We start from the raw sequence: 21740 nt of genomic DNA, 5'->3' as shown, positions 1-21740 counted from the left end.
CTGGGAGCCCCCCTCGACACGCGTGAGCGTCAGGAGCGGCACAGTAGGCGCCGGGAACAGACCGTGACAAGACAGCGATTCGGCCTCCCGGCGGTGTCAAGTGGCCGGGAATCGCCGTCCGTTGAGGCGAGGACTGAGGCGCCGGGCGCCTTCGGTGCGTACTGGGGGTGCGGCGCCGCCTGATGTGCGGTCGTCGTACCGGCACGTCAGCATGGTCGAGAGGCGATACTGGCGGGCAGGAACGGCACGATCTTCCCCCCACCCTTCCCATGTCTTCCAGTCCCCATATGTCTTCCAGTCCCCATGTCTTCTAGGTCTTCGTCTTCTAGGTCTTCGTCTTCTAGGTCTTCGGGAGCAGGCGGTATGAGCACCTCAGCACAGATCGGCGTCACCGGACTCGCGGTGATGGGCCGCAACCTCGCCCGTAATTTCGCGCGCAACGGCTACACGGTCGCGCTGCACAACCGGACGGCGGCGCGCACGCACGCGCTGGTGGAGGATTTCGGGCACGAGGGCGACTTCGTCGCGACCGAGACCGCCAAGGAGTTCGTGGACGCGCTGGAGCGGCCGCGCCGCCTGGTGATCATGGTGAAGGCCGGTGAGCCGACGGACGCGGTGATCCAGGAGTTCGCCCCGCTGCTGGAGCCCGGCGACATGATCATCGACGGTGGCAACGCGCACTTCGCGGACACCCGGCGCCGGGAGCGGGAGCTGCGCGAGCGGGGCATCCACTTCGTCGGGACGGGCATTTCCGGCGGCGAGGAGGGCGCGCTCAACGGCCCGAGCATCATGCCGGGCGGCTCGACGGAGTCGTACGACTCCCTCGGTCCGATGCTGGAGAAGATCTCCGCGAAGGCGGCGGACGGGGCGCCGTGCGTGACGCACGTCGGTCCGGACGGCGCCGGGCACTTCGTGAAGATGGTGCACAACGGCATCGAGTACGCCGACATGCAGCTGATCGGCGAGGCGTACCAGCTGCTGCGCGAGGTCGCCGGGTACACGCCGGCCGAGATCGCGGAGATCTTCCGCACCTGGAACACCGGCCGGCTCGACTCGTATCTGATCGAGATCACCGCGGAGGTGCTGGCGCACGTCGACGCGGCCACGGGCAAGCCGTTCGTGGACGTGGTGGTGGACCAGGCCGAGCAGAAGGGCACCGGCCGCTGGACGGTCCAGATCGCCCTCGACCTCGGCGTGCCGGTGTCGGGCATCGCGGAGGCGGTCTTCGCGCGGTCGCTGTCGGGCCACGCGGCGCTGCGGGCCGCGTCCCGCGAGCTGGCGGGACCGAAGGCGGCTCCGCTGTCCAAGGCGGACGCGGCGACCTTCGCGGACCGGGTGGAGCAGGCGCTGTACGCCTCGAAGATCGTGTCGTACACGCAGGGCTTCCACGAGATCGCCGCGGGCAGCGAGGAGTACGGCTGGGACATCGACCTCGGTGCGGTGTCGTCGATCTGGCGCGGCGGCTGCATCATCCGGGCCGCGTTCCTCGACCGCATCCGCGCCGCGTACGACGCGCGGCCGGACCTGCCGAGCCTGCTGAGCGACGAGACGTTCGCCCGGGAGATCGCGGCGGCGCAGGACAGCTGGCGCGAGGTGCTGGTCGCAGCGACCCTCCAGGGCGTGCCGACGCCCGGCTTCGCCGCGGCCCTCGCCTACTACGACGCCCTGCGCGCCGAACGCCTCCCGGCCGCCCTCACCCAAGGCCAGCGCGACTTCTTCGGCGCGCACACCTACCGGCGGGTGGACCGCGAGGGCTCCTTCCACACGCTGTGGGGCGGGGACCGGTCGGAGGTCACGGCGTAGAACGGCGGGGCTCGGCGCGGCCGGGCACAACGGGCGCGGAGCCGGGCACGACGGGCGCGGCGGCGGCCCCGACGGCTCGGCGGGCGCGGGGCCGGGCTCGGCGGGGTGCAGGGTGACCGCCCTGCACCCCGCAGCCACCCTGGACGTGCCCTAGGTCAGCGGTGGGCCCGGTTCCGGGTTCGGGACCGGTTCGGGGCCCGGCGGGATCGGGGACGGGTCCGGCTCCGGGAGCGGTGTCGGGCCCGGGGGCTGCGGGTTCGGGCCGGGCCCGGGAGGCGGGATCGGCCCGGGCCCGGGCGGTGGCGGCGTGGGCTGCGGACCCGGTCCCGGCGGCTGAGGGACGGGCGGCGGCCCCGGCGGCTGCGGCGTGGGGTCCGGCCCTGGCCCCGGCGGCTGCGGAGTCGGTTCGGGGCCCGGCCCGGGCGGCTGCGGAGTCGGCTCGGGTCCCGGCCCCGGCGGTGGCGGGGCCGGTGAGGGGTCCGGGGGCGACACCGGCTCCGGGTACGGCTGCTGGGGGTGCGGGCCGGGTGTCGGGCCCGGGTGCACCGGGTCGTGGTACGGGTCGGTCATGGCGTCCTCCGGCCAGTCGCTCGACGGTGGCTCCTGGACTACTCCCCCGCGTACCCGGCGCCCGCGCGACCAGTCACCCGCTGGAGCCGCGACGGGCCCTCCGCATGGCCCAACGCCGGTCGCCGGCGCGGGGACCGGCCGGGGGCGCGGGCGGGCCGGCGGCCCACGGCGCGGGGCGAGGCCGGCCGTGCGCCCCCGCCGGACGACCTCCTTGCCGCCCACCGACCGGACGCCCCTTGCCCGCAGGGGTGGGGCCGTGACCCGAGCCCCCGCCCCACCACCCGACGCTCCGTCAGCCGAACATGCCCGGCTCGTAACCGCCCGCCGGCTGCCGGACGAGGACGTTCGCGCGGTTGTAGGCGTTGATGAGGGCGATGAGCCCGACCAGCGCCCCGAGCTGTTCCTCGTCGTAGTGCTGGGCGGCGTTCGCCCACACCTGCTCCGAGACACCGCCCGCCGCGTCGGCGATCCGTGTGCCCTCCTCGGCCAGTTCCAGGGCAGCCCGCTCGGCCTCGGTGAAGACCGTCGCCTCCCGCCAGGCGGCGACGAGGTTGAGCCGGACCGAGGTCTCCCCGGCGGCCGCCGCGTCCTTGGTGTGCATGTCGGTGCAGAAGCCGCAGCCGTTGATCTGGCTGGCCCGGATCTTCACCAACTCCTGCGTCGCGGCGGGCAGCGAGGAGTCCGCGATCGCCTTTCCGGCGGAGTTGAAGTGCCGGATGAGCTTGCCCGTCACCGGGTTCTCGAAGAGGTTCAGCCGAGCGTCCATCATGGGCTCCCTGTGCGTCGTGGTCGGTTGCACCCATACGACGGATCGGCCCAGCTCGATGTGACAGCTTCAGATGTGACCTGCGTCACCACGAGGGCGCGCCGACAGGCAGCACCCCCGGAGCCCCTTCGAGAGCCGGCGTTCTAGAACCGCCCGGGATGGGCGGCCAGCCACTCCTTCGCCGCGGTGCGCAGCTCGGGGTCGGCGGCCGGGGCCTCGTCGGGATGCTTGGCGGCCCACTTCACGACGTACGGGCACAGGGGGGCGACCGGAACGCCCTCGCGATGGGCGATGGCGTACAGCTCGCGCGCGAGGGAGGAGGCGATGCCCTTCCCCTCGTGCGCGGGCTCGACGATCGTGTGGACCGGGACCAGGGCGGTGCGCGGGGATTCGAGCACGAAGTACTCAATGTGCCCGACGACCTCGCCGCCGCCGAGGGCCTCCAGCCGGCCGGCGGCCCGGTCGTCGCGGATGTCGATGTCGCTCATGGCCACGCTCCTGATCATGGGTGCCGGGTCGGCGTCAGGCCGTGACGGCCTGCGGGCTGCGCTCCTGGTCCGAGCCCGGCACCGGCTCCGACGGATCGGCACCCAGGGCCACGATCCGGTTGCCCTGGTCCACGTGCACCACCCGCGGCGTCAGCGCCCGCGCCTCGGCGTCGGTGACCTGAGCGTAGCTGATGATGATCACCAGATCGCCGGGGTGCACGAGGTGGGCGGCGGCCCCGTTGATCCCGATCACCCCGGACCCGCGCTCCCCCTCGATGACGTACGTCTCGAGCCGCGCGCCGTTGGTGATGTCGACGATGTGTACCAGCTCACCGGGCAGCAGATCGGCGGCGTCGAGCAGATCGGCGTCGATGGTCACGGATCCCACGTAGTGCAGGTCGGCCTGGGTGACGGTGGCACGGTGGATCTTGGACTTGAACATGGTGCGCAGCATGTCGGACTCCCGGAAGACGGCTCCCTGCCCGCTTTGTGCAGGTCAAGGGCGGTCTTCACTCTACCGCCGGCACGCACGGGACTCGAAGAGTGTGAGGAACATCGCTCCGCTGCTGGCGAGCCGGCTCCGCACGTGGCCTCAACGGCACCAGACAGGTCGTGACATTGCCGCCCATGCACGTACCCGGACGCTCTTCGCGGAATGCGCAGGACTGATACCGACGAGACGCCGACGTCATTGACGAAACGTCAGCGATGGGTCGCTCAAGGGAAAGAGCGGGATGGTGTCGCTCAGTGCCTCCCGTTCGGGACTGCCGCGTAGCGCTACTCGATGTCGACACCGTGGGCGCGGGCCAGTCCGGCCAGGCCGTCCGCCCAGCCCTGGCCGACCGCGCGCAACTTCCACACCGGTTGTCCGCCGAGGGTGTGCCGGTACAGCTCGGCAACGACCATGGCGCGAATGCCGGGGTCGGTGGGGGGCTGAAAGGTCCAGGCCGCTCCGGAGGCACAGTTCACGTGCAGGGCGACGTGAGTGAGGGCGCCGCAGGTAAGGCCGGCGGCGACATCCATGGTGACGGCGATGGCGACACGCTGGATGTGCTGCGGCAGCGCGGCGGGGTGGAGGTCCGCGCGTTCCACCAGGAACGGGCCTTCGGCCTGCTTGCCCAGGAGGCGGGCGGCGCCCCCGGCAGCCGAGTCCTGGTTGTAGAAGACGAAGTCCTCATCGCACGTGACCCTGCCGCCCGCGTCGGTCAGGAACAGCGTGAGATCGGCGTCGGCGCCCGCGAAGCCGAAGGCGATGTGCATTCCCTGCCGGGCTTCCTCCGGGAGCACGACGTTCTGTCCCGGTGCGAGCACGGTGGCAGGGGCGTGGCTCGGCGGGGCGGGTGCGAGGCCCGTCATTGGGGCGGTGCGGCCCGGAGCCATGGACGGCGGCGGCAGGATGGACTGGCTCTTCCACTCGGCGAACGGGCTGATGCGGTAGTGATCCGTCGAGTGAGTGGAGTGCGCGTCGGGGACATTGGCACGGAGGTCGCCGTCCAGGTGGGCCAGGGTGGCGTCACCCAGGGCTCGGTCGTCCTGGGCATGGTCGAGGAGACTCTGAAGCCCGGGAAGCCGACTGGTGTCCAGAGGCTTGATGGTGCTGGACAGGTTGCCGGAAGCGGTTCTGGTGACCGCGCAGGCGACGTCCTGGCCGATGTCGAGGAACCGCAGCGCGTCGTTCTCGTCCCGCCAGGGCCCGCCTTCGACGACCTGGCGCGTCCAGCGGCCGTACAGAACGATGCCGAGCCGCTGGGTGTCGGGCAAGCGGGTGAGGACGGCAAGGTCGACGGCGGTGATCCCGGGCGCCACGGCGAACGCCTCCTTGAGCGTGGCGACGACGTTCGACCCCATCGCGGTGAGCCACCACAGGGTGCGGTCCCTCTTGGTGAGCTTCTTGAGGGTGGGGCGGCCACTGGGCGTGAGGCCGGGCGTCTGATCGGGCAGCGTGTCGATGTCCTGCTGCCGCATCACCACCGACAGGACCGAGTCGGCGACTCCCACGGCACAGCCTGCGGCGGGGTTGTCGGAGAAGGCGTAGTTGACCATCTCGCACACGGTTTCCTCGTCGTTGCCGAGCAGGCACCGCCACCACTGGTCGGCCTCGGCGACGAGCCGCTGGTGGACGCTGTGCAGGCGGACCTCCTCGGCGGCGAGATACATCGGCGCGTCCGCCTCTGCTCGCTGCTTGGCGGCAGCACGCTCCGCGCGGGCGAAGATCCCCAGCCCGGCAAGATGATGGGCCTGTGCCTCCGCCAGAGCCCAAGCCAGACTCAACTGCGGGGGTCCCGGCACCACTGGCGGAGCGATCGGGGCGAAGGACTGCAGGTGCACGCTTGTCGTCTGCCGCCGCAGCTCTCGCAGTTGGGCGATCGCGGCGTCACGCTGTGCCTCCTGCCGGGCGCGCTCGGCTTGGCGGCGGGCACGGTCCAGCTGCGCCGGTGAAGGGGCGCCTGTCCGCCGGCGGTTCGTGCGGCTCGTGCCGGTACGGCGCCCTGCGCCCAGCGAGCTCGAGGCGTAGAGCGGGCCCATCCCGGACGAGATCCGCGTGCCACCGCTGCCGACACTGATACGCGCGGCCCGGGGTCCCACGGATGCGCGCACACCCCGAGTCGAGACCCGCACACTCATTCCTGGCACACCCAGGCGGAAGCCGAAAGCCATGGTTCCTCTGCATTCTCGCTGTGATGCGGGTACGGCCGGCCAGGGCACCCCGCGGCCGCCTGCCATGGCGGCGCGGCCGAATTGCCGCTCAGGGCCCGGTCGGCCGGGGCAGGCGCCTCAGCTTCTATCTGAAGAAGACGGCCACACCGTCGTGGTGCGAGCAGGCGCCCTGGTGATGTGCCGCGTAGCTGTACGTGCCGTCGTTGCACAGGGCGGTGGCCCCGGCCGGGTGGGACGTTCCGCCACCGGAGTCGGAGGAGCCGCCCGACGAACTGCCGCCCCCACCACCGGAGGAGCCGGAACTCGACTGGTGTGTCGCCGTCGACGCGGGAGTGACCGTCCTGGTGACGGTCACCGTGGGATGCGGCGTGGCCGTTGTGGTGACCGCGACCGTGACCGTGGGAGCCGGCGCGGCCGTCTGAGCAGCGGTCACGGTGACGGTCGCGGTGACTCGGGGGCCTGGAGTGGAACTTGCCTCGCTGGACCCTGCGCTCGCGATCGTGGCACCGATGACGAACAGTGTGAATCCGCCGGCCCACACGCGCTTGCGCTTGTGCAACGGGCGGATGTCAGGCATCCGGACAGGCTCCGGCGGGCGAACGGCCCACGGCGGACCGGGCTGGTTCTGATTCACGTGGTGACCCCCCACTACGGAACATCCGGACGCGACGGCCCGGTCAGTTGAGCACTTTACAAAAATCCCCTGTACCGCACACACGTCCTTTACATAATCGCGATGACTTCCTTGCTACCGAAGCCATGGCACTCGCCGGCGCCATGGGTGGCTTCGCGTGTTCCCTACGGGCAACCAAGCGCCGACCCCTGCGCCCGGTCGCGCCCGTTGAGGCGTGGCCCCGCCGTGACGCATCCGTCCGACATGCCTGGAGCCTTCGGATCCAAGCCTCCGGGCCGCCCTTCGCCCCTCCATTCCCCCCTCCGTAGGCAAACGCACCGTCAATTCCGAGGTCGGATGGTCTCAGGGCAGTGAAGAGATGATCACGGATCGCCCCGACGTGCGGGTAACCCGGCACGGGGCTCCTACTGTGTGCCCTTCCGTCCCTCTGTCCGTCCCCCACCCCATCGGCGGATCGACCTCCGCCGCGACGGACGTGTTCCCCACTCCTGCCATCCAGGACATCCGCTGCGCCCCGCCCTCCCACCCGAGGACGCACGCGCCGGCCGGCAGCGGCCCCCTCCCCTCTCATTCACCTACCGCTCAAAGGCAAGGCAGAGATGGCACATCCGACCCCGGCTCCCGACACGGCCCGGCGGCGGCACCCCCACCCCGTCGACGAGATCCTCCCGCTCCCGCGGCTCTCCCTGTACGGCTTGCAGCACGTGCTCGCGTTCTACGCCGGCGCGGTGATCGTCCCCGTCGTCCTCGGCGGCAGCCTCGGGCTGAGCGACGAGGACCTCATCCACCTGATCAACGCGGACCTGTTCACCTGCGGCATCGCCTCGATCATCCAGGCCCTCGGGTTCTGGCGGATCGGCGCCCGCCTGCCCCTGGTCCAGGGCGCCACGTTCACGGCGGTCTCCCCCATGATCGCCATCGGCCTGGGGGCCGGCGGCGGCACAGCCGGCCTGCTGGTGATCTACGGCTCGGTCATCACGGCCGGAATCGCCACGTTCCTCGCGGCTCCCTTCTTCGGCAGGCTCGTGAAGTACTTCCCGCCCGTGGTCACCGGGACGATCCTGACCGTCATCGGCTTCACACTGATTCCCGTGGCCCTCCAGGACATCGGGGGCGGCGCCGCCCTGAAGGACTCCCCCGCGTTCGGCGACCCGGTGAACCTGGCGTACGGCGGCGGCACCCTGCTGTTCATCCTGGTCGTGTCGCGGTTCGGCGGGGCCTTCGTCAGCAGCATCGCCGTCCTGCTGGGCCTGGTCGGCGGCACCGTCGTCTCGTACCTGCGGGGCGACGCCGACGCCTACGCCGTCTCCCAGGCGGACTGGTTCGGGCTCACCACGCCGTTCCACTTCGGCCTTCCCAGGTTCGAGCCGCTGCCGATCCTCGCGATGGTCGTCGTCATGCTGATCACCATGATCGAGACGACCGGCGACGTGTACGCCGTCGGTGAGGTCACGGGCAAGCGCGTCGACGGCGAGACCGTGGCCCGGGCGCTGCGCGCCGACGGCCTCTCCACGGTGCTGGGCGGGGTGTTCAACTCCTTCCCCTACGTGGCGTTCGCCGAGAACATCGGCCTGGTGCGCATCACCCGCGTCCGCAGCAGGTACGTGGTGGTCGCGGCCGGCGTCATCATGATCGTCCTGGGTCTGCTGCCGAAGGTGGCGGCCGTCGTCGCCTCCGTGCCGCAACCGGTGCTGGGCGGCGCTGCGGTCGCGATGTTCGGCATGGTGGCGACCGTGGGCATCCAGATCCTGGCCAAGGTCGACCTGCGGGACGAGCGCAATGCGCTGATCCTCGCCGTCAGCCTGGGGGCGGCCCTGCTGCCGACCGCGTTGGAGACGGTCTTCGACAAGCTGCCGGGCGGGCTGCAGGCGGTGCTCGACAGCGGCATCACCCTCGGCAGCCTCACCGCCATCCTCCTCAACCTCTTCTTCCACGCGTTCAACCGCCATGCGCCGGCGAAGATCGGCTGGGACGAGCTGGCGGCGCCGGAGGCAGACGCCGGTCCGGCGCCCGGGATCTCGTCGCCGTGGCACAACGGGCGTGCGGGGGAACGCCACTGAGGTGAAGGCCGCCCTGTCCGGCTGAGGGCTCCGCGGGGTGCGGCTCACCGTCCGTTCCACACCCCACGGGTCCATGCCGTACAGCGATGGACACCCCGCGGGTCCATGCCGTACGGCGATGGGGTCGCCGTCAGCCTCGCGGGAACCCGGCGCCGTCGGCGGCGAGCAGGTCGCGGAATCGAGAGGGCAGGGCCCTCAGCCAGGCGGCCCGCTCCCGTGCCGTCTCCCTCAGCCGGGCATCGCCGTTGCGAGCGACGAGATGCCCCATGTACCGCTCCTCGAAGGCGGCGTACTCCTCGCACAGCGTGCGCAGGGCGTCGGCCACGACCGGCTCGGCTGCTCCGGTGGCCCGCGACAGAGATCTGACGTGCGGTTTCCACCGGCCCAGGACCGCCGTCCGCAGCCGCTCCACCAGCTCGGTGTCCTGGCCGATCACCTCGATGAGGTACGGCAGCGGCACGCCGAGGACGTCGGACAGCTCCCTGGTCTGGCCGGAGTCCCCGGTCCAGAACTCCTCGTACTCGGCCCGGGCGTACTGCCCCGGGTCCATGCCGATCCGGGCCGCCACCTGGTCGGCGTTCAGCTGCCGGGCCAGGCGGAACTCGCGCAGCGTCCGCGGCTGCGCGCCCATCAGGTCGGCCACCGCGCACCACAGAACCGATGCCAGTGCGAACAGGTAGGACTCACCCGGCCGGTGCACACCCTCCTCCGCGGCGACGACGGTCCGCGGCAGGGTCGGTACGCCGATCCGTGTCATCGCCTCGGCGACCTGATCGGGAGTCATACCCATGCGGAGCCGGGCGGCTTGCGCCTCAGCGGGAGAGAAGGGGACTTCGGACATGTCGTCGGCACCTCGCTGGAGCCCGCCACGAGCCGGACAGGGCTGGGGACAGGACGGGGGGAAGGGGTTCCAGGAGGCCGTGACCTTAGCAATCGGACCCCGCGGGGCACTGTCCTGACGACTCCGTATCCGTCGCGGCCGTGAACGCCGTCGCCACCCCTTGGCGGAACATCCGAGCGCGCCACTCTGACCTGGGTTGATCCGCCACACGGCGGGCCGTCGAGGGGCGGGAGGCCGGACCGCCGGGGCGAGACCCCGGGACACGCAGACCCTGGGACAACGAATCACGTAGAAACTTGGCTAAAATTCGACGGAAACCAACATCGAAAGCGGGGTGATTATGCGGAATGCGTTGACGCTTACCGTGGGTACTCACCTCATCGCTACCCGCTCCCGCCGTCGGCGGTGCGGCCCGGAACGAGGACACAGTCGAGCGGCTGGAGCAGTCGAGGACCGGCGCGGTGAGCAGGTCCGCTGCGGCGCGCACTGCTCGGCGAAGCCGGCTGCGGGCTCGGGGCCGTCGGGGCAGCCGTACTCGATGCGTGGGGGCGTCGTGGGCCGGCGTCGCTCCCTCGCCGCGCTCCGGGACCGCCCGGAATCCCGCACGCTTTCCCTGCCGGGGTCTTGTCACCCTGCCGACATCACTAGTTAACTCAAGTCGTGAACTAAGCACGCGGCACAGCCGTTTGCCATGCCCGCGTGCGCCGGTGCAGTCAAGTCCCACCCTTGTGTCCGCACTCGTCCACCCCCACCCGCAGGGACTCGTATGAGACTCAGATCCCTGGGCGTCGCGCTCGCCACCACGGCCGCGTTGAGCGCTCTGCCCCTCACCCACACCGGGGCCTTCGCGGCCTCCGCGGCCGACACCCCCTTGTCGCAAGGGAAGACGGTCACCGCCTCCTCGCAGGAGAACAACGGCACCCCCGCCGCCTACGCGGTCGACGGGAACACGGGGACCCGCTGGTCCTCGTCCGCCACCGACGACCAGTGGCTCGAAGTCGACCTCGGGGCCACGGCCTCGGTCTCCCAGGTGGTGCTGAACTGGGAGGCGGCCTACGGCAAGGACTACAAGGTCCAGATCTCCGCCGACCACAGCACCTGGACCGACCTGAAGTCCGTCACCGGCGGAGACGGAGGGCTCGACACCCTGGCCGTGTCCGGGCAGGGGCGCTATGTGCGCATGCTCGGCGTGCACCGCGCCACCCCCTACGGCTACTCCCTCTGGGAGTTCCAGGTGTTCGGCTCGGCGGCCGGCGGCACCCCGTCCGCCTGCGGCACGGCCGACTCCGCACAGGGCAGGCCCGCCTCGGCCTCCACCACGGAGAACGCCGGCACCCCCGCCTCGGCGGCCTTCGACGGCAGCACCTCCACCCGCTGGTCCAGCCAGTCCGCCGACCCGCAGTGGATCCAGGTCGACCTCGGCTCGGTGCAGGACCTGTGCAAGGTGGACCTGAACTGGGAGGCCGCCTACGGCAAGGACTTCCAGATCCAGGCCTCCTCCGACGGGCAGAGCTGGAGCACCCTCAAGAGCGTCACCGGCGCGAGCGGCGGCACGGCGTCCTACGACGTCAGCGGCTCCGGCCGGTACGTGCGCATCTACGGCACCGCACGCGGAACCGGGTACGGATACTCCCTGTGGGAGGTCGCCGTGCACACCGGCACCACGCAGGTCCCGCCCGTCCAGGGCGGCGGCGACCTCGGGCCGAACGTCATCGTCGTCGACCCCTCCACCCCGAACCTCCAGCAGAAGTTCGACGACGTCTTCGCCCGGCAGGAGTCGAACCAGTTCGGCACCGGCCGTTACCAGTTCCTGCTCAAGCCGGGCACCTACAACGGCATCAACGCCCAGATCGGCTTCTACACCTCCATCTCCGGCCTCGGCCTGAACCCCGACGACACCCAGATCAACGGTGACGTCACCGTCGACGCGGGCTGGTTCAACGGCAACGCCACCCAGAACTTCTGGCGCTCGGCGGAGAACCTCGCCATCACGCCGTCCAACGGCACCGACCGCTGGGCCGTGGCGCAGGCCGCACCCTTCCGCCGTATCCACGTCAAGGGCGGTCTCAACCTCGCGCCGAACGGCTACGGCTGGGCGTCCGGCGGCTATATCGCCGACTCGAGGATCGACGGCACCGTCGGCCCGTACTCCCAGCAGCAGTGGTACACCCGGGACAGCTCGGTCGGCGGCTGGACCAACGGTGTGTGGAACATGACCTTCACCGGCGTCCAGGGCGCTCCGGCCACCGACTTCGACAGCGGCCCCTACACCACCCTGGACACCACCCCCGTCTCCCGTGAGAAGCCCTTCCTCTACCTGGACGGCTCCACCTACAAGGTGTTCGTCCCGGCCAAGCGCACCAACGCCCGCGGAGTCTCCTGGCCGGCGAACGCCGGCACGTCCCTGCCGCTCGACCAGTTCTACGTCGTCAAACCGGGCGCGACCGCGGCCACCATCAACCAGGCGCTCGCCCAGGGCCTCAACCTCCTGTTCACGCCCGGCGTCTACCACCTCGACCGGACCATCGACGTCACCCGCGCGAACACGGTCGTCCTCGGTCTCGGCCTCGCCACCCTCGTCCCGGACAACGGCGTCGACGCGATGCACGTGGCCGACGTCGACGGCGTGAGGCTCGCCGGATTCCTCATCGACGCGGGCCCCGTCAACTCCGACACGCTGCTGCGCATCGGCACCCCCGGCTCCACCGCCGACCACTCCGCCAACCCCACCACGATGCAGGACGTGTTCGTCCGCATCGGCGGCGCCGGCCCCGGCCTCGCCACCAACTCGGTGGTGGTCAACAGCAACAACGTCGTCATCGACCACACCTGGCTGTGGCGCGCCGACCACGGCAGCGGCGTCGGCTGGGACACCAACCGCGCCGACTACGGCCTGCGCGTGAACGGCAACGACGTACTCGCCACCGGCCTGTTCGTCGAGCACTTCAACAAGTACGACGTCTACTGGAGCGGAGAGCGCGGCCGCACGATCTTCTTCCAGAACGAGAAGGCGTACGACGCCCCCAACGCCGCCGCCATCACCCACGACGGCATCGTCGGCTACGCCGCGTACAAGGTCGCCGACACCGTCACCACCCACGAGGCCTGGGGCCTCGGCAGCTACTGCAACTACACGGCCGACCCCTCGATCGTGCAGGCCCACGGCTTCCAGGTGCCCGTCGGGCCAGGGATCAAGCTGCACGACCTGCTGGTGATCTCGCTGGGCGGCAAGGGCCAGTACGCCCACGTCGTCAACGCCACCGGCGCTCCCACCTCCGGCACCGCTACCGTCCCGTCCAAGGTGGTCCAGTTCCCCTGACCGCCGGCCGTCCCCGGCCATCCGGCCCACGGCGCATCGCTACCTGCGGTGCGCCGTGGGCGCGAGCCGTCGAGCCGGCTCGGGCCCGGTTCTGGCCCGGTTCGGGCCCGGTTCGCGGGACACGAAGAGCACGAGGCGGCCCGCGGCGGCGAGCCGTCACGCGCCGTCGGACTCGACGACCCAGCCCCGGCGGACCGTCCACACCCTGCCGTCCGCCGTCGCGCCGCACATCCCGTCCAGGACGCCCGGCCCCGCCGCGGTGACCAGACGCGAGTCGCCCAGGCACGCGAAACCGAACGTGCGGCGCGGGTCCCAGTCCGTGCTGTGCCGCAGCCGGCGGCTCATCTGGGCCCAGCCGACCGGCGCCGCGGCCACCACCCAGGCGTCCGGCTGCGGACGGGTCAGCCGGTGAGCCTGGCGCAGCCAGGACGCGGCGTCCTCGGGCCAGTCGACCACTGCGGCCAGCCGCCCGCCGGCGCTCTGCCAGGCGTCGGCGAACGCCTCGGCGGCGTCCTTCGACGCGGCGTCCCGGCCATGGCCCAGGGCGACGCTGCCGCCGCGCAGCCCGGCGCCTTCCAGCAGCGCGAGCACGCGCGCGAGTTCGCGGCCGGTGTGCGGCCGGGCCGCGGGCCACGGTGCGTAGTCGGACAGGTCGGCCGGAAGCAGCCGCGGAGAGGACTCGTTCATGACGGCTCCCCCGTACGCCACGCCCGGTGGCGATCGGGAAGGCAGACCGCGCACGGCCGGTAGCCCGCGGCGAGCGCGGTCGCCTCGTCCGCGAAGAACACCCGGTGGGGTACGTAGTTCCCGCGGGCGATGTGCCGCAGCGCGGAGGGGCAGTCCAGCCGTCCGTAGATCCGTCCGCGCCGGTAGCCGCCGTACCGGCCGGCCACGTCGCTGCGGTAGGGCCGCCCGTCGGTGCCGGTCAGCGTGTAGCCGCCCGGCGCCGCCGCAGGATCCGTGCCGTCGAGCCGTCGTCTGTCCACACAGGCACTGTGCACCATCCCGGGCGGCCGGACCGGCGGTATCCGGACGTCCACCTCGCGGCCGGCGGGGCGAGCTGGACCGGTGCTTCAGCGGCGCGCGGCAGGCTTGCGTGCCGGGGCAGCACCACACCGCCGGGGCCCGGTCCCGGCGCCCCGCGCGACCCGGCCGCCGGGCACCGGGCCGTACCCCTCGACCCCGGGTTCAAGGAGAGAGACCGTCGTGCGAATCGCCGTGACCGGCTCGATAGCCACCGACCATCTGATGTCCTTCCCCGGTCGGTTCACCGACCAACTGATCGCCGACCGGCTGGAACAGGTGTCCCTTTCCTTCCTCGTCGACCGTCTCGACGTGCGGCGCGGCGGTGTCGCCGCCAACATCGCCTTCGGACTCGCACGGCTCGGACTGACCCCGCGACTGATCGCCGCCGCGGGATCCGACTTCGCCGAGTACGGGGCGTGGCTGCGCGCGGCCGGCGTCGACACGGACTCGGTCAGGATCAGCGAGACGCTGCACACCGCCCGGTTCGTGTGCACGACGGACGAGGCCCAGAACCAGATCGCCACGTTCTACGCCGGTGCCATGGCCGACGCCGCGAAGATCGACCTCGCCGCGGAGGCGGCCCGCTGCGGCGGCTTCGATCTCGTGCTCGTCGGCGCCGACGCGCCGGAGGCGATGCTGCGCCACACCGAGACCGCCCGGCGTGCCGGCATCCTCCTGGCCGCCGACCCCTCGCAGCAGCTCGCCCGCCTGAGCGACACCCAGGCCCGTCGTCTCGTGGACCGCGCGCACCTGCTGTTCACCAACGCGTACGAGTCCGCGATGCTGCGGGAGCGCACCGGCTGGAGCGAGCGGGACATCCTGCACCGTGTCGGTACCTGGATCACCACCCGGGGAGCGGAGGGCGTCTCCCTTGCGCGGTGCGGTCAGCCCCGACTGGACGTGCCGGCCGTCGCCACCGCGAAGATCGCCGACCCGACCGGGGTGGGGGACGCGTTCCGCTCCGGCTTCCTCGCCGGGCTGAGCTGGGACTGGCCCGAGGAACGGGCGGCGCAGCTCGGCTGCGCACTGGCGGCGATCGTCCTGGAGACGGTCGGCACACAGGAGTACAAGCTGCTCGCGGTGGATCTGATCGAGCGTGTCGAGCGCACATACGGGCACGACGCCGCCCGTGCGATGGAGCCGCGCCTGGCCAGGCTGTCATGAGCGGGCTGCGGAAGGCGCTGGCGGACGGTGTTCCCTCGTTCTCGTTCGAGTTCTTCCCGCCGAAGACGCCGGCCGGGGAGCGCGCCCTGTGGCGGGCGATCCGCCGCGTCGAAGCCCTCTCCCCCACCTTCGTGTCCGTCACCTACGGCGCCGGCGGCTCATCGCGCGAACGGACCGTCGAGGTCACCCGGCGCATCGCCGCCGAGACCACCCTGCGGCCCGCCGCGCACCTGACCGCCGTCGGGCACTCGGTGGCCGAACTGCGGCACATCATCGGCCAGTACGCCGACGCGGGGATCAGGGACGTCCTGGTGCTGCGCGGAGATCCGCCCGGCGATCCGAACGGCCCGTGGACGGCGCACCCGGACGGTTTCACCCACGCCCGTGAACTGGTGGAACTGGTGCGCTCGCTGGGCGAGTTCACCATCGGGGTGGCGGCCTTCCCGGAGCGGCATCCGCGCTCGCCCGACTGGGACTCCGACATCCGGCACTTCGTCGCCAAATGCCGGGCGGGCGCCGACTACGCCATCACCCAGATGTTCTTCCGCGTCGAGGACTACCTGCGGCTGCGGGACCGGGTGGCGGCCGCGGGCTGCGACATCCCGATCATCCCGGAGATCATGCCGGCCACCGACGTCCGGCAGATCCGCCGGTTCGCCGAACTGTCCCACGCGGCGTTCCCCGAGGACCTCGCCCACCGTCTGGAAGCGGCCCGGGACGACGCCGCGGCGGGCCACCGGATCGGCGTCGAGTACGCCACCGCCATGGCCATGCGGCTGCTCGCCGAGGGCGCGCCCGGCCTGCACTACATCACCCTGAACAGGTCCACCGCGGCCCTGGACATCCACCGTGACGTCATGACCGCGAGGAGTTCCCGTGTCGGCTGAGGTCACCGGCCACTGCTGAGGGTGCGTCCCGCCGGGTGGCGGGGCCCGTACGGCCACCGCCGTGGCAGCGTGCGGGCCGCGCCGCCTACTCGGGGTCCCCGAACCAGCACCCCAGCGCGCCGGCCAGGGTGTCCGGGTCGGCGGCGTCGCCGCGGGCCGACCAGGCGATGTATCCGTCGGGCCGCACCAGCAGGGCGTCGGTGCCCATCTGCTCGGTCGCGGTCGCCGTCACCACGTTCACCCGGAAGCGCCACGGCTCGACGGCTTCGAGCAGGTCCTGCGAGTCGGCCAGCAGCAGCAACAACGGCCGTGCGCTGTGCAGGAGTTCGGAGAGCCCGGTGACCGATTCGCCGGTCTTCAGCAGCACGTCGGGGGCGAAGCGGCCGGCCAGCGGGTCGCCGGCGCGGCCGGTGTCGTACTGGACGTCGACTCCGCTGATCATGCCGCCGAGGTACTGGTTGACGTCGTCGAAGTGCATCATCCGGGCGAACAGCGTGCGCAGCGCGTCCATGCGCGGGTCGGGGTCCATCAGGGCCACCTGGGCGCGCACGTTCTCCAGGACCGCCTCGGCGATGGGCGCGCGCTCGGTCTCGTACGTGTCGAGCAGTCCGGCCGGCGCCCAGCCGTGCACCTCGGCGGCGAGCTTCCAGCCCAGGTTGACGGCGTCCTGAAGGCCGAGGTTGACGCCCTGACCGCCGGCCGGGAAGTGGACGTGCGCGGCGTCGCCGGCCAGCAGGACCCTGCCGACGCGGTAGTGCTCGGCCTGCAGGGCGGCGTCGCTGAACCGGGTGAGCCAGCTCGGTGAGTCCATCGGTACCGGGTGGCCCGCGATCCGCTCCACCTCCGCCCGGAACTCGTCCAGGGTCACGGGCGCCTGCCGGTCGGGATGCGGGCCGCGGAAGTCGTAGGTGCACACCCGGCTGCGTCCGAACAGGTTGAGCCACACCAGGGTCCAGCCCCGCGGGTTGCGCTGCCAGCCCTGCGGGGCCAGCGCCGGTCCCAGCAGGCGGACCTCGCCGATCAGGGCGCCGACGCGGGCGGGTGTGCCGGTGAACGGGATGCCGGTCAGTCTGCGCACGGCGCTGCGGGCGCCGTCGGCCCCGACCACCCAGGAGGCACGCAGCGTCTGCGTGACGCCCCGGGAATCGCGGACGGTCAGGCGCATCGCGTCCGCTTCCTCGTCGAGGCCGACGAGTTCGCGGCCGCGCCGGATGCGCGCGCCGAGCCGTTCGGCTTCGGCCGCGAACACCTCCTGGGCCCAGGCCTGCGGACTGCCCACCATGACGGGGCCCTCGGTGACGACACGGCTCAGGTCGAGGTCGAACATGCCGGAGAAGTGGAACGGCACGGGACCACGGCCCACCGGCGGGGCGGGCGGGCCGGGCTGCACGGCCTCGAGGAGCCCGCGCCGGTGCAGGGTCTGCGCGGTGCGGGCGTGCAGGGTCCCCGCCTTCGACTCACCGGTCGGCGCGGGCAGCTTCTCCAGGACGGTGACGCGTACGCCCAGCAGGGCCAGTTCCCGGGCGAGCAGCATGCCGACGGGCCCGCCGCCGACGACGGCGACCTGGGTGTCCACGGCTGGGCTGTTCGGCATGGGGGCTCCTGCGGTGGTAGACGGCACTCTGGGCGTTCGTTCGGACGCGGTACGTCAGGAGGAACACCGGCCCGCGTCGGCGGGTTGCACGACGGCGCCGGTTCAGCTGCCCGGCAGCCGCACGGACTGCCGGTGCCGGAAGACGTTGCCGGGGTCGTACGCCTGCTTGACGCGTTGCAGACGGCGGTAGTTGCCCTTGTAGTACAGGTCGTGCCAGGGCGTGCCCGAGCGGTTGAACTCCGGCGAACCGAGGTCGGCGTCGGGGTAGTTGACGTAGCAGCCGTCGGTGACCGCGCCGGGGACGGGGACGCCGCCGGTGTCGGCGTACATGTCGGCGTAGAACTCGCGCAGCCAGCGCACGCAGTCCTTCTCGTCGGCCGGGTCGTCCCACCAGATCATCCAGGCCAGCTTGTACGCGGCGTCCCGGTGGGCGCTCGCCGTGGCGTCCTGGGCGACGGCCGAGACCTGGCCGGCGAAGGAGCTGAGCATGACCGAGCCCGTCGGGTTGCCGATGTCCGTGCGGGTCAGGTGCCGGTGGAGCGCGGCCAGTTGGCGCTGCGGGAAACCGGCCTTCATGTACGCCGACTTGAAGTCGCTCTTCTGGGTCGGGTCGTTGGTGGTGGGGTTGGCCGTGCCGAGGTAGCGGGCGGCCTGCAGCCAGGGCAGGCGGCGCGGGGCGGCCAGGTCCGGCAGCGCGGCCAGCTCGCCCATCCGCGTGGTGACCGGACCGTGCGCGGCGCCGACGCCGTCGGTGACCGCGGCGAGGAACTCGTCGTGCAGCCGGGCCGCGCCGGGCACGCTCGCGTCGACGTGCGTGATCAGGCCGACGGCTCCGTTGGAGACGTGGTTGAGGGAGAGCAGGCTGCACACGGCGGTCGCCGGGTCGCCCGGGGCGGCGTGCCGCACGTGCCAGTCGGCGTAGTTGCGGACCAGTCGTGTGAAGGACCGCTCGTCCAGGTCGGCCCACTTCCAGGAGACGGCGCTGACCAGGACCTCGGGCGGCGGGGCGGGCAGCAGCCGGGCCGGGTCCGTGCCGCTCGCGCCGGGGCTGCGGAACCAGTAGCGGGTGACGACGCCGAAGTTGCCGCCGCCCCCGCCGGTGTGCGCCCACCACAGGTCGCGGTTCGGGTCGTCGTCCTCGCGGGTGGCGACGACGGTGCGCACGGCGCCGTCAGCGTTCACCACGACGACCTCGACGGCGTACAGGTGGTCCACGACCAGGCCGAGCCGGCGGCACAGCAGTCCCCAGCCGCCCCCGCTGACATGGCCGCCCGCCCCGACCTGGAAGCACATGCCCGCCGGCACGATGACGCCCCATGTGCGGTACAGGCGCTCGTAGACGTCGAGGAGCTGGGCGCCCGGCTGCACCATGAAGGCGTTCATGGACGTGTCGAAGTCCACGTCCCGCATCGCCGACATGTCGATGACCGCCTGGACGTCGGGGCTGAAGACGAAGTCCTCCCAGCAGTGTCCGCCGCTGCGCACGGTGAGCCGCTTGCCCGCCCGGACCGCCTGCCGGACGGCGGTGGCGACCTGGGCGGTCGAGCGCGGGACGTAGACCGCCTCGGGCCGTCCGACGTACCGCTGGTTCCAGCCCCGGACGAGGTCCGGGTAGCGCGCGTCGCCCGCGGTGACGGTCACCAGCTCCTCCGGCTGCGCCGCAGCCTGCCCGGTGGGCAGCAGCATGCCGCCGCCGATCCCGGCGCTCGCCGCGAGCACCCCCCGTCTGCTCACCTGTCGCCTGCCGTGCGTCATGGGGCCTCCCCTCCCGCTGTCGCGTGCGGATCACACGCGGGATGCCGCCGACGCTAGGCACCGTGCGGCGGTTGCCGCACTCCGCATCTTGCGGCGTGCTCGGCGCCCGGGACGCACCTGGCTCGATTCTTCAGAGGCCACTGCGACAGTTCAGCCCGGGACCCCCAGCGGAATCCCATCCGAACCCTGTGACCAGGAACGAGGAGGGGTGTCATGTCGAGCATGCCGCTCACCGGTAAGTCGGTACGCCTCGCACGATTGTCCCGGCCTGGAGACGGCCGGTTCCTGTTCGTGCCGCTGGACCACTCCGTGTCCGACGGGCCCGTGGCCACCGCCGCGGCGTTCGGAGACCTGGTCCGCTCCATCGCGGACGGCGGCGCCGACGGGGTCGTCGTCCACAAGGGCAGGGCCCGCATGATCGCCCCGGCGCTGCTCACGCGGTGCTCCCTCGTGGTGCATCTGAGCGCGAGCACCGCGCACGCGCCCGACGTCAACGCCAAGGTGCTGGTCGGTGACGTGGAGGAGGCGGTCCGGCTGGGCGCGGACGCGGTCAGCGTCCATGTGAACATCGGCTCCGACACCGAGGCGGAGCAGCTCGCCGACCTCGGCGCCGTGGCCGCGGCCTGCGACCGCTTCGGCATGCCGCTCATGGCCATGATCTATCCGCGCGGTCCCCGGGTGACCGATCCGACCGACCCGGCGCTCGTCGCCCATGTGGTGAACATCGCCGCCGATCTGGGCGTCGACATCGTCAAGACGGTGCTCGTCGCGCCGCCGGAGCGCATGGAAGAGGTGATCGCCTCCTCGCCGCTGCCGGTGGTGGTGGCGGGCGGCGGCTCCACCGAACACGACCTGTACGAGTTCGCGGTCACCGCCATGGACCTGGGTTGTGCCGGACTCGCCGTGGGACGGCGGGTGTTCACCAGCCCGTCGCCCGAGAAGGCGGTCCGGGAACTGGCCTCAATCATTCACCGCCGCGAGCTCACGTCCGAGCCCGCGCCGCAGACCGAGATGGCAGGTGTGTTGTGAAGTTTGCCTGGATCGACCTCCGGACCGTGCCCGCCGAGCACCGCGAGGCGGTCGTCGACGCCGCGATCCACGCCCGGGTCGACGGCATCGTCGACAGCGACCCCGAGCGCCTCGCCCTGCTGCCGAACACCGTCAAGCGCGTCCTCGCGCCCGGCGCGCGCCTCGGCGAGGAGGCCCCGGAGGACCTGGTCGTGCTGCGCGAGGTCGTCGACGCCGACAGCCTCGGCGCGCTGGAGAGCCGGCACCGCGCCGGCGAGAAGGCGACGGCCGCCTGGGTCAACGTCGTCGACGACCCCACCCTGAAGCTCGCCTGCGAGGCCGCACGTGAACTCCCCTTCACCGTGGTGGAGTTCAAGGACCCGACGAAGATCCCGCTGGAGATCGTGATCGCCGCGGCGGACGCCTCGCCGGGACAGCTGATCTGCCAGGCCTCCGACATCGAGGAGGCGCAGATCATCGTCGACGTCCTGGAGAAGGGCTCGGAGGGCGTCCTGGTGGCCCCGCGCTCCGCCAACGACGTCTTCGAACTGGTGGAGATGCTGCGGGTGAAGACCCCGGACCTGCAGCTGCAGACGCTCACCGTCGAGTCGATCGAGCACCTCGGCCTCGGTGACCGGGTCTGCATCGACACGTGCACGCACTTCGAGAAGGACGAGGGCATGCTGGTGGGCTCCTACGCGCACGGCTTCGTGCTGTGCGTGAGCGAGACGCACCCGCTGCCGTACATGCCGACCCGGCCGTTCCGTATCAACGCGGGCGCGCTGCACAGCTATGTGTTCGGGGCGGACAACCGCACCAACTACCTGAGCGAGCTCAAGGCCGGCAGCCCGGTGCTCGCCGTCGGCGCCGACGGCCGCACCCGGCGCATCGTGGTGGGCCGCATCAAGCTGGAGTCCCGCCCGCTGCTCGGCATCAAGGCCGTGTCGCCGGAGGGCGTGGAGGTCAGCCTGATCGTGCAGGACGACTGGCACGTGCGGGTCCTCGGTCCCGGCGCGGCGGTGCTGAACGTGACGGAGCTGAAGAAGGGCGACCAACTGCTGGGTCATGTGGCCACCGACAAGCGCCACGTGGGCTGGCCGGTCGGCGAGTTCTGCGTCGAGAAGTAGGCGACAGGCGTCCGGGGCCGCGTTCGTCGCGGCCCCGGCG

18 protein-coding genes are annotated in these 21740 nt (G+C 71.8%); 8 read left to right on the top strand and 10 right to left on the bottom strand.

Translation table 11 applies throughout. The features are described 5' to 3' along the window. Positions 1–363 precede the first annotated feature (363 nt). The gene (gndA, locus tag AB0E88_RS23485; RefSeq protein WP_361633528.1) at positions 364–1803 is read left to right on the top strand and encodes an NADP-dependent phosphogluconate dehydrogenase; all 1440 of its coding nucleotides are present in this window, start codon (positions 364–366) and stop codon (positions 1801–1803) included. Positions 1804–2665: 862 nt separating this feature from the next. On the opposite strand, the gene AB0E88_RS23480 is transcribed toward gndA, so the two are convergent. The 5 genes from AB0E88_RS23480 to AB0E88_RS23460 form a co-directional block, all read right to left on the bottom strand. Then, positions 2666–3139, bottom strand: coding sequence for a carboxymuconolactone decarboxylase family protein (locus AB0E88_RS23480; RefSeq protein ID WP_361633642.1), 474 nt, complete (start codon positions 3137–3139; stop codon positions 2666–2668). 143 nt (positions 3140–3282) lie between these two features. Beyond that, on the bottom strand, positions 3283–3627 hold the full coding sequence (locus AB0E88_RS23475) for a GNAT family N-acetyltransferase (RefSeq protein WP_361633525.1): 345 nt from the start codon (positions 3625–3627) through the stop codon (positions 3283–3285). Positions 3628–3661: 34 nt separating this feature from the next. Next, positions 3662–4081 carry an aspartate 1-decarboxylase gene (gene panD, locus AB0E88_RS23470; RefSeq protein WP_361633522.1) on the bottom strand — a complete coding sequence of 140 codons (420 nt, stop codon included), beginning with the start codon at positions 4079–4081 and terminating at the stop codon, positions 3662–3664. A 323-nt stretch (positions 4082–4404) separates the two neighbouring features. After that, on the bottom strand, positions 4405–5898 hold the full coding sequence (locus tag AB0E88_RS23465) for a TerD family protein (RefSeq protein ID WP_361633519.1): 1494 nt from the start codon (positions 5896–5898) through the stop codon (positions 4405–4407). A 511-nt stretch (positions 5899–6409) separates the two neighbouring features. Next, positions 6410–6496, bottom strand: a complete 87-nt coding sequence (locus tag AB0E88_RS23460) for a DUF3761 domain-containing protein (protein ID WP_361633639.1) — start codon at positions 6494–6496, stop codon at positions 6410–6412. On the opposite strand from AB0E88_RS23460, the gene AB0E88_RS23455 reads away from it, so the two are divergent. Together AB0E88_RS23455 and AB0E88_RS23450 are read left to right on the top strand one after the other, a co-directional pair. Beyond that, complete coding sequence (locus tag AB0E88_RS23455) at positions 6480–6707, top strand: hypothetical protein (protein WP_361633650.1); 228 nt, start codon at positions 6480–6482, stop codon at positions 6705–6707. The two genes, AB0E88_RS23460 and AB0E88_RS23455, sit on opposite strands and share 17 nt — an antisense overlap. A gap of 811 nt (positions 6708–7518) precedes the next feature. Continuing rightward, positions 7519–8979: a nucleobase:cation symporter-2 family protein gene (locus tag AB0E88_RS23450; protein WP_361633517.1), complete on the top strand. Its 1461-nt coding sequence runs from the start codon at positions 7519–7521 to the stop codon at positions 8977–8979. 130 nt (positions 8980–9109) lie between these two features. Here AB0E88_RS23450 and AB0E88_RS23445 read toward each other — a convergent pair whose 3' ends face one another. Beyond that, positions 9110–9820 (bottom strand): helix-turn-helix transcriptional regulator, encoded by a 711-nt coding sequence (locus AB0E88_RS23445; RefSeq protein ID WP_361633514.1) that lies wholly within the window; start codon positions 9818–9820, stop codon positions 9110–9112. A gap of 766 nt (positions 9821–10586) precedes the next feature. On the opposite strand from AB0E88_RS23445, the gene AB0E88_RS23440 reads away from it, so the two are divergent. Further along, a complete protein-coding gene (locus tag AB0E88_RS23440; RefSeq protein ID WP_361633511.1) occupies positions 10587–13139 on the top strand; it encodes a discoidin domain-containing protein in 2553 nt (850 codons plus the stop codon). 156 nt (positions 13140–13295) lie between these two features. Here AB0E88_RS23440 and AB0E88_RS23435 read toward each other — a convergent pair whose 3' ends face one another. Further along, a complete protein-coding gene (locus AB0E88_RS23435; protein WP_361633508.1) occupies positions 13296–13826 on the bottom strand; it encodes a hypothetical protein in 531 nt (176 codons plus the stop codon). Then, entirely contained in the window at positions 13823–14125 is a 303-nt protein-coding gene (locus AB0E88_RS23430; protein ID WP_361633505.1) for an Ada metal-binding domain-containing protein, read from the bottom strand. The genes AB0E88_RS23435 and AB0E88_RS23430 overlap by 4 nt, the downstream gene beginning before the upstream one ends. 220 nt (positions 14126–14345) lie before the next feature. Between AB0E88_RS23430 and AB0E88_RS23425 the strand changes: the two genes are divergently transcribed. Continuing rightward, positions 14346–15329 carry a carbohydrate kinase family protein gene (locus tag AB0E88_RS23425; RefSeq protein ID WP_361633502.1) on the top strand — a complete coding sequence of 328 codons (984 nt, stop codon included), beginning with the start codon at positions 14346–14348 and terminating at the stop codon, positions 15327–15329. Next, positions 15326–16216, top strand: coding sequence for a methylenetetrahydrofolate reductase [NAD(P)H] (metF, locus tag AB0E88_RS23420; protein WP_361633499.1), 891 nt, complete (start codon positions 15326–15328; stop codon positions 16214–16216). The genes AB0E88_RS23425 and metF overlap by 4 nt, the downstream gene beginning before the upstream one ends. 85 nt (positions 16217–16301) lie before the next feature. On the opposite strand, the gene AB0E88_RS23415 is transcribed toward metF, so the two are convergent. Beyond that, complete coding sequence (locus tag AB0E88_RS23415; RefSeq protein ID WP_361633496.1) at positions 16302–17810, bottom strand: FAD-dependent monooxygenase; 1509 nt, start codon at positions 17808–17810, stop codon at positions 16302–16304. 102 nt (positions 17811–17912) lie between these two features. Continuing rightward, positions 17913–19565, bottom strand: a complete 1653-nt coding sequence (locus tag AB0E88_RS23410; RefSeq protein ID WP_361633493.1) for an FAD-binding oxidoreductase — start codon at positions 19563–19565, stop codon at positions 17913–17915. Positions 19566–19787: 222 nt separating this feature from the next. Here AB0E88_RS23410 and AB0E88_RS23405 point away from each other — a divergent pair, with 222 nt between their 5' ends. Next, positions 19788–20594: a 2-amino-3,7-dideoxy-D-threo-hept-6-ulosonate synthase gene (locus AB0E88_RS23405; RefSeq protein WP_361633636.1), complete on the top strand. Its 807-nt coding sequence runs from the start codon at positions 19788–19790 to the stop codon at positions 20592–20594. After that, the gene (locus AB0E88_RS23400) at positions 20591–21700 is read left to right on the top strand and encodes a 3-dehydroquinate synthase II (RefSeq protein ID WP_361633490.1); all 1110 of its coding nucleotides are present in this window, start codon (positions 20591–20593) and stop codon (positions 21698–21700) included. The genes AB0E88_RS23405 and AB0E88_RS23400 overlap by 4 nt, the downstream gene beginning before the upstream one ends. Positions 21701–21740: the final 40 nt, after the last annotated feature.

The sequence above is a fragment of the Streptomyces sp. NPDC028635 genome (assembly GCF_040637635.1).
Lineage (GTDB): Bacteria > Actinomycetota > Actinomycetes > Streptomycetales > Streptomycetaceae > Streptomyces.
This window is presented reverse-complemented; position numbering and strand designations above follow the sequence as displayed.

What these genes read in the sequence shown, in the direction of transcription:
- AB0E88_RS23445 (WP_361633514.1), bottom strand. Translation starts at nt 9,820, where the DNA reads ATGTCCGAAGTCCCCTTCTCTCCCGCTGAGGCGCAAGCCGCCCGGCTC.
- AB0E88_RS23410 (WP_361633493.1), bottom strand. Translation starts at nt 19,565, where the DNA reads ATGACGCACGGCAGGCGACAGGTGAGCAGACGGGGGGTGCTCGCGGCG.
- gndA (WP_361633528.1), top strand. Translation starts at nt 364, where the DNA reads ATGAGCACCTCAGCACAGATCGGCGTCACCGGACTCGCGGTGATGGGC.
- AB0E88_RS23435 (WP_361633508.1), bottom strand. Translation starts at nt 13,826, where the DNA reads ATGAACGAGTCCTCTCCGCGGCTGCTTCCGGCCGACCTGTCCGACTAC.
- AB0E88_RS23450 (WP_361633517.1), top strand. Translation starts at nt 7,519, where the DNA reads ATGGCACATCCGACCCCGGCTCCCGACACGGCCCGGCGGCGGCACCCC.
- AB0E88_RS23440 (WP_361633511.1), top strand. Translation starts at nt 10,587, where the DNA reads ATGAGACTCAGATCCCTGGGCGTCGCGCTCGCCACCACGGCCGCGTTG.
- AB0E88_RS23480 (WP_361633642.1), bottom strand. Translation starts at nt 3,139, where the DNA reads ATGGACGCTCGGCTGAACCTCTTCGAGAACCCGGTGACGGGCAAGCTC.
- AB0E88_RS23415 (WP_361633496.1), bottom strand. Translation starts at nt 17,810, where the DNA reads ATGCCGAACAGCCCAGCCGTGGACACCCAGGTCGCCGTCGTCGGCGGC.
- AB0E88_RS23475 (WP_361633525.1), bottom strand. Translation starts at nt 3,627, where the DNA reads ATGAGCGACATCGACATCCGCGACGACCGGGCCGCCGGCCGGCTGGAG.
- metF (WP_361633499.1), top strand. Translation starts at nt 15,326, where the DNA reads ATGAGCGGGCTGCGGAAGGCGCTGGCGGACGGTGTTCCCTCGTTCTCG.
- panD (WP_361633522.1), bottom strand. Translation starts at nt 4,081, where the DNA reads ATGCTGCGCACCATGTTCAAGTCCAAGATCCACCGTGCCACCGTCACC.
- AB0E88_RS23405 (WP_361633636.1), top strand. Translation starts at nt 19,788, where the DNA reads ATGCCGCTCACCGGTAAGTCGGTACGCCTCGCACGATTGTCCCGGCCT.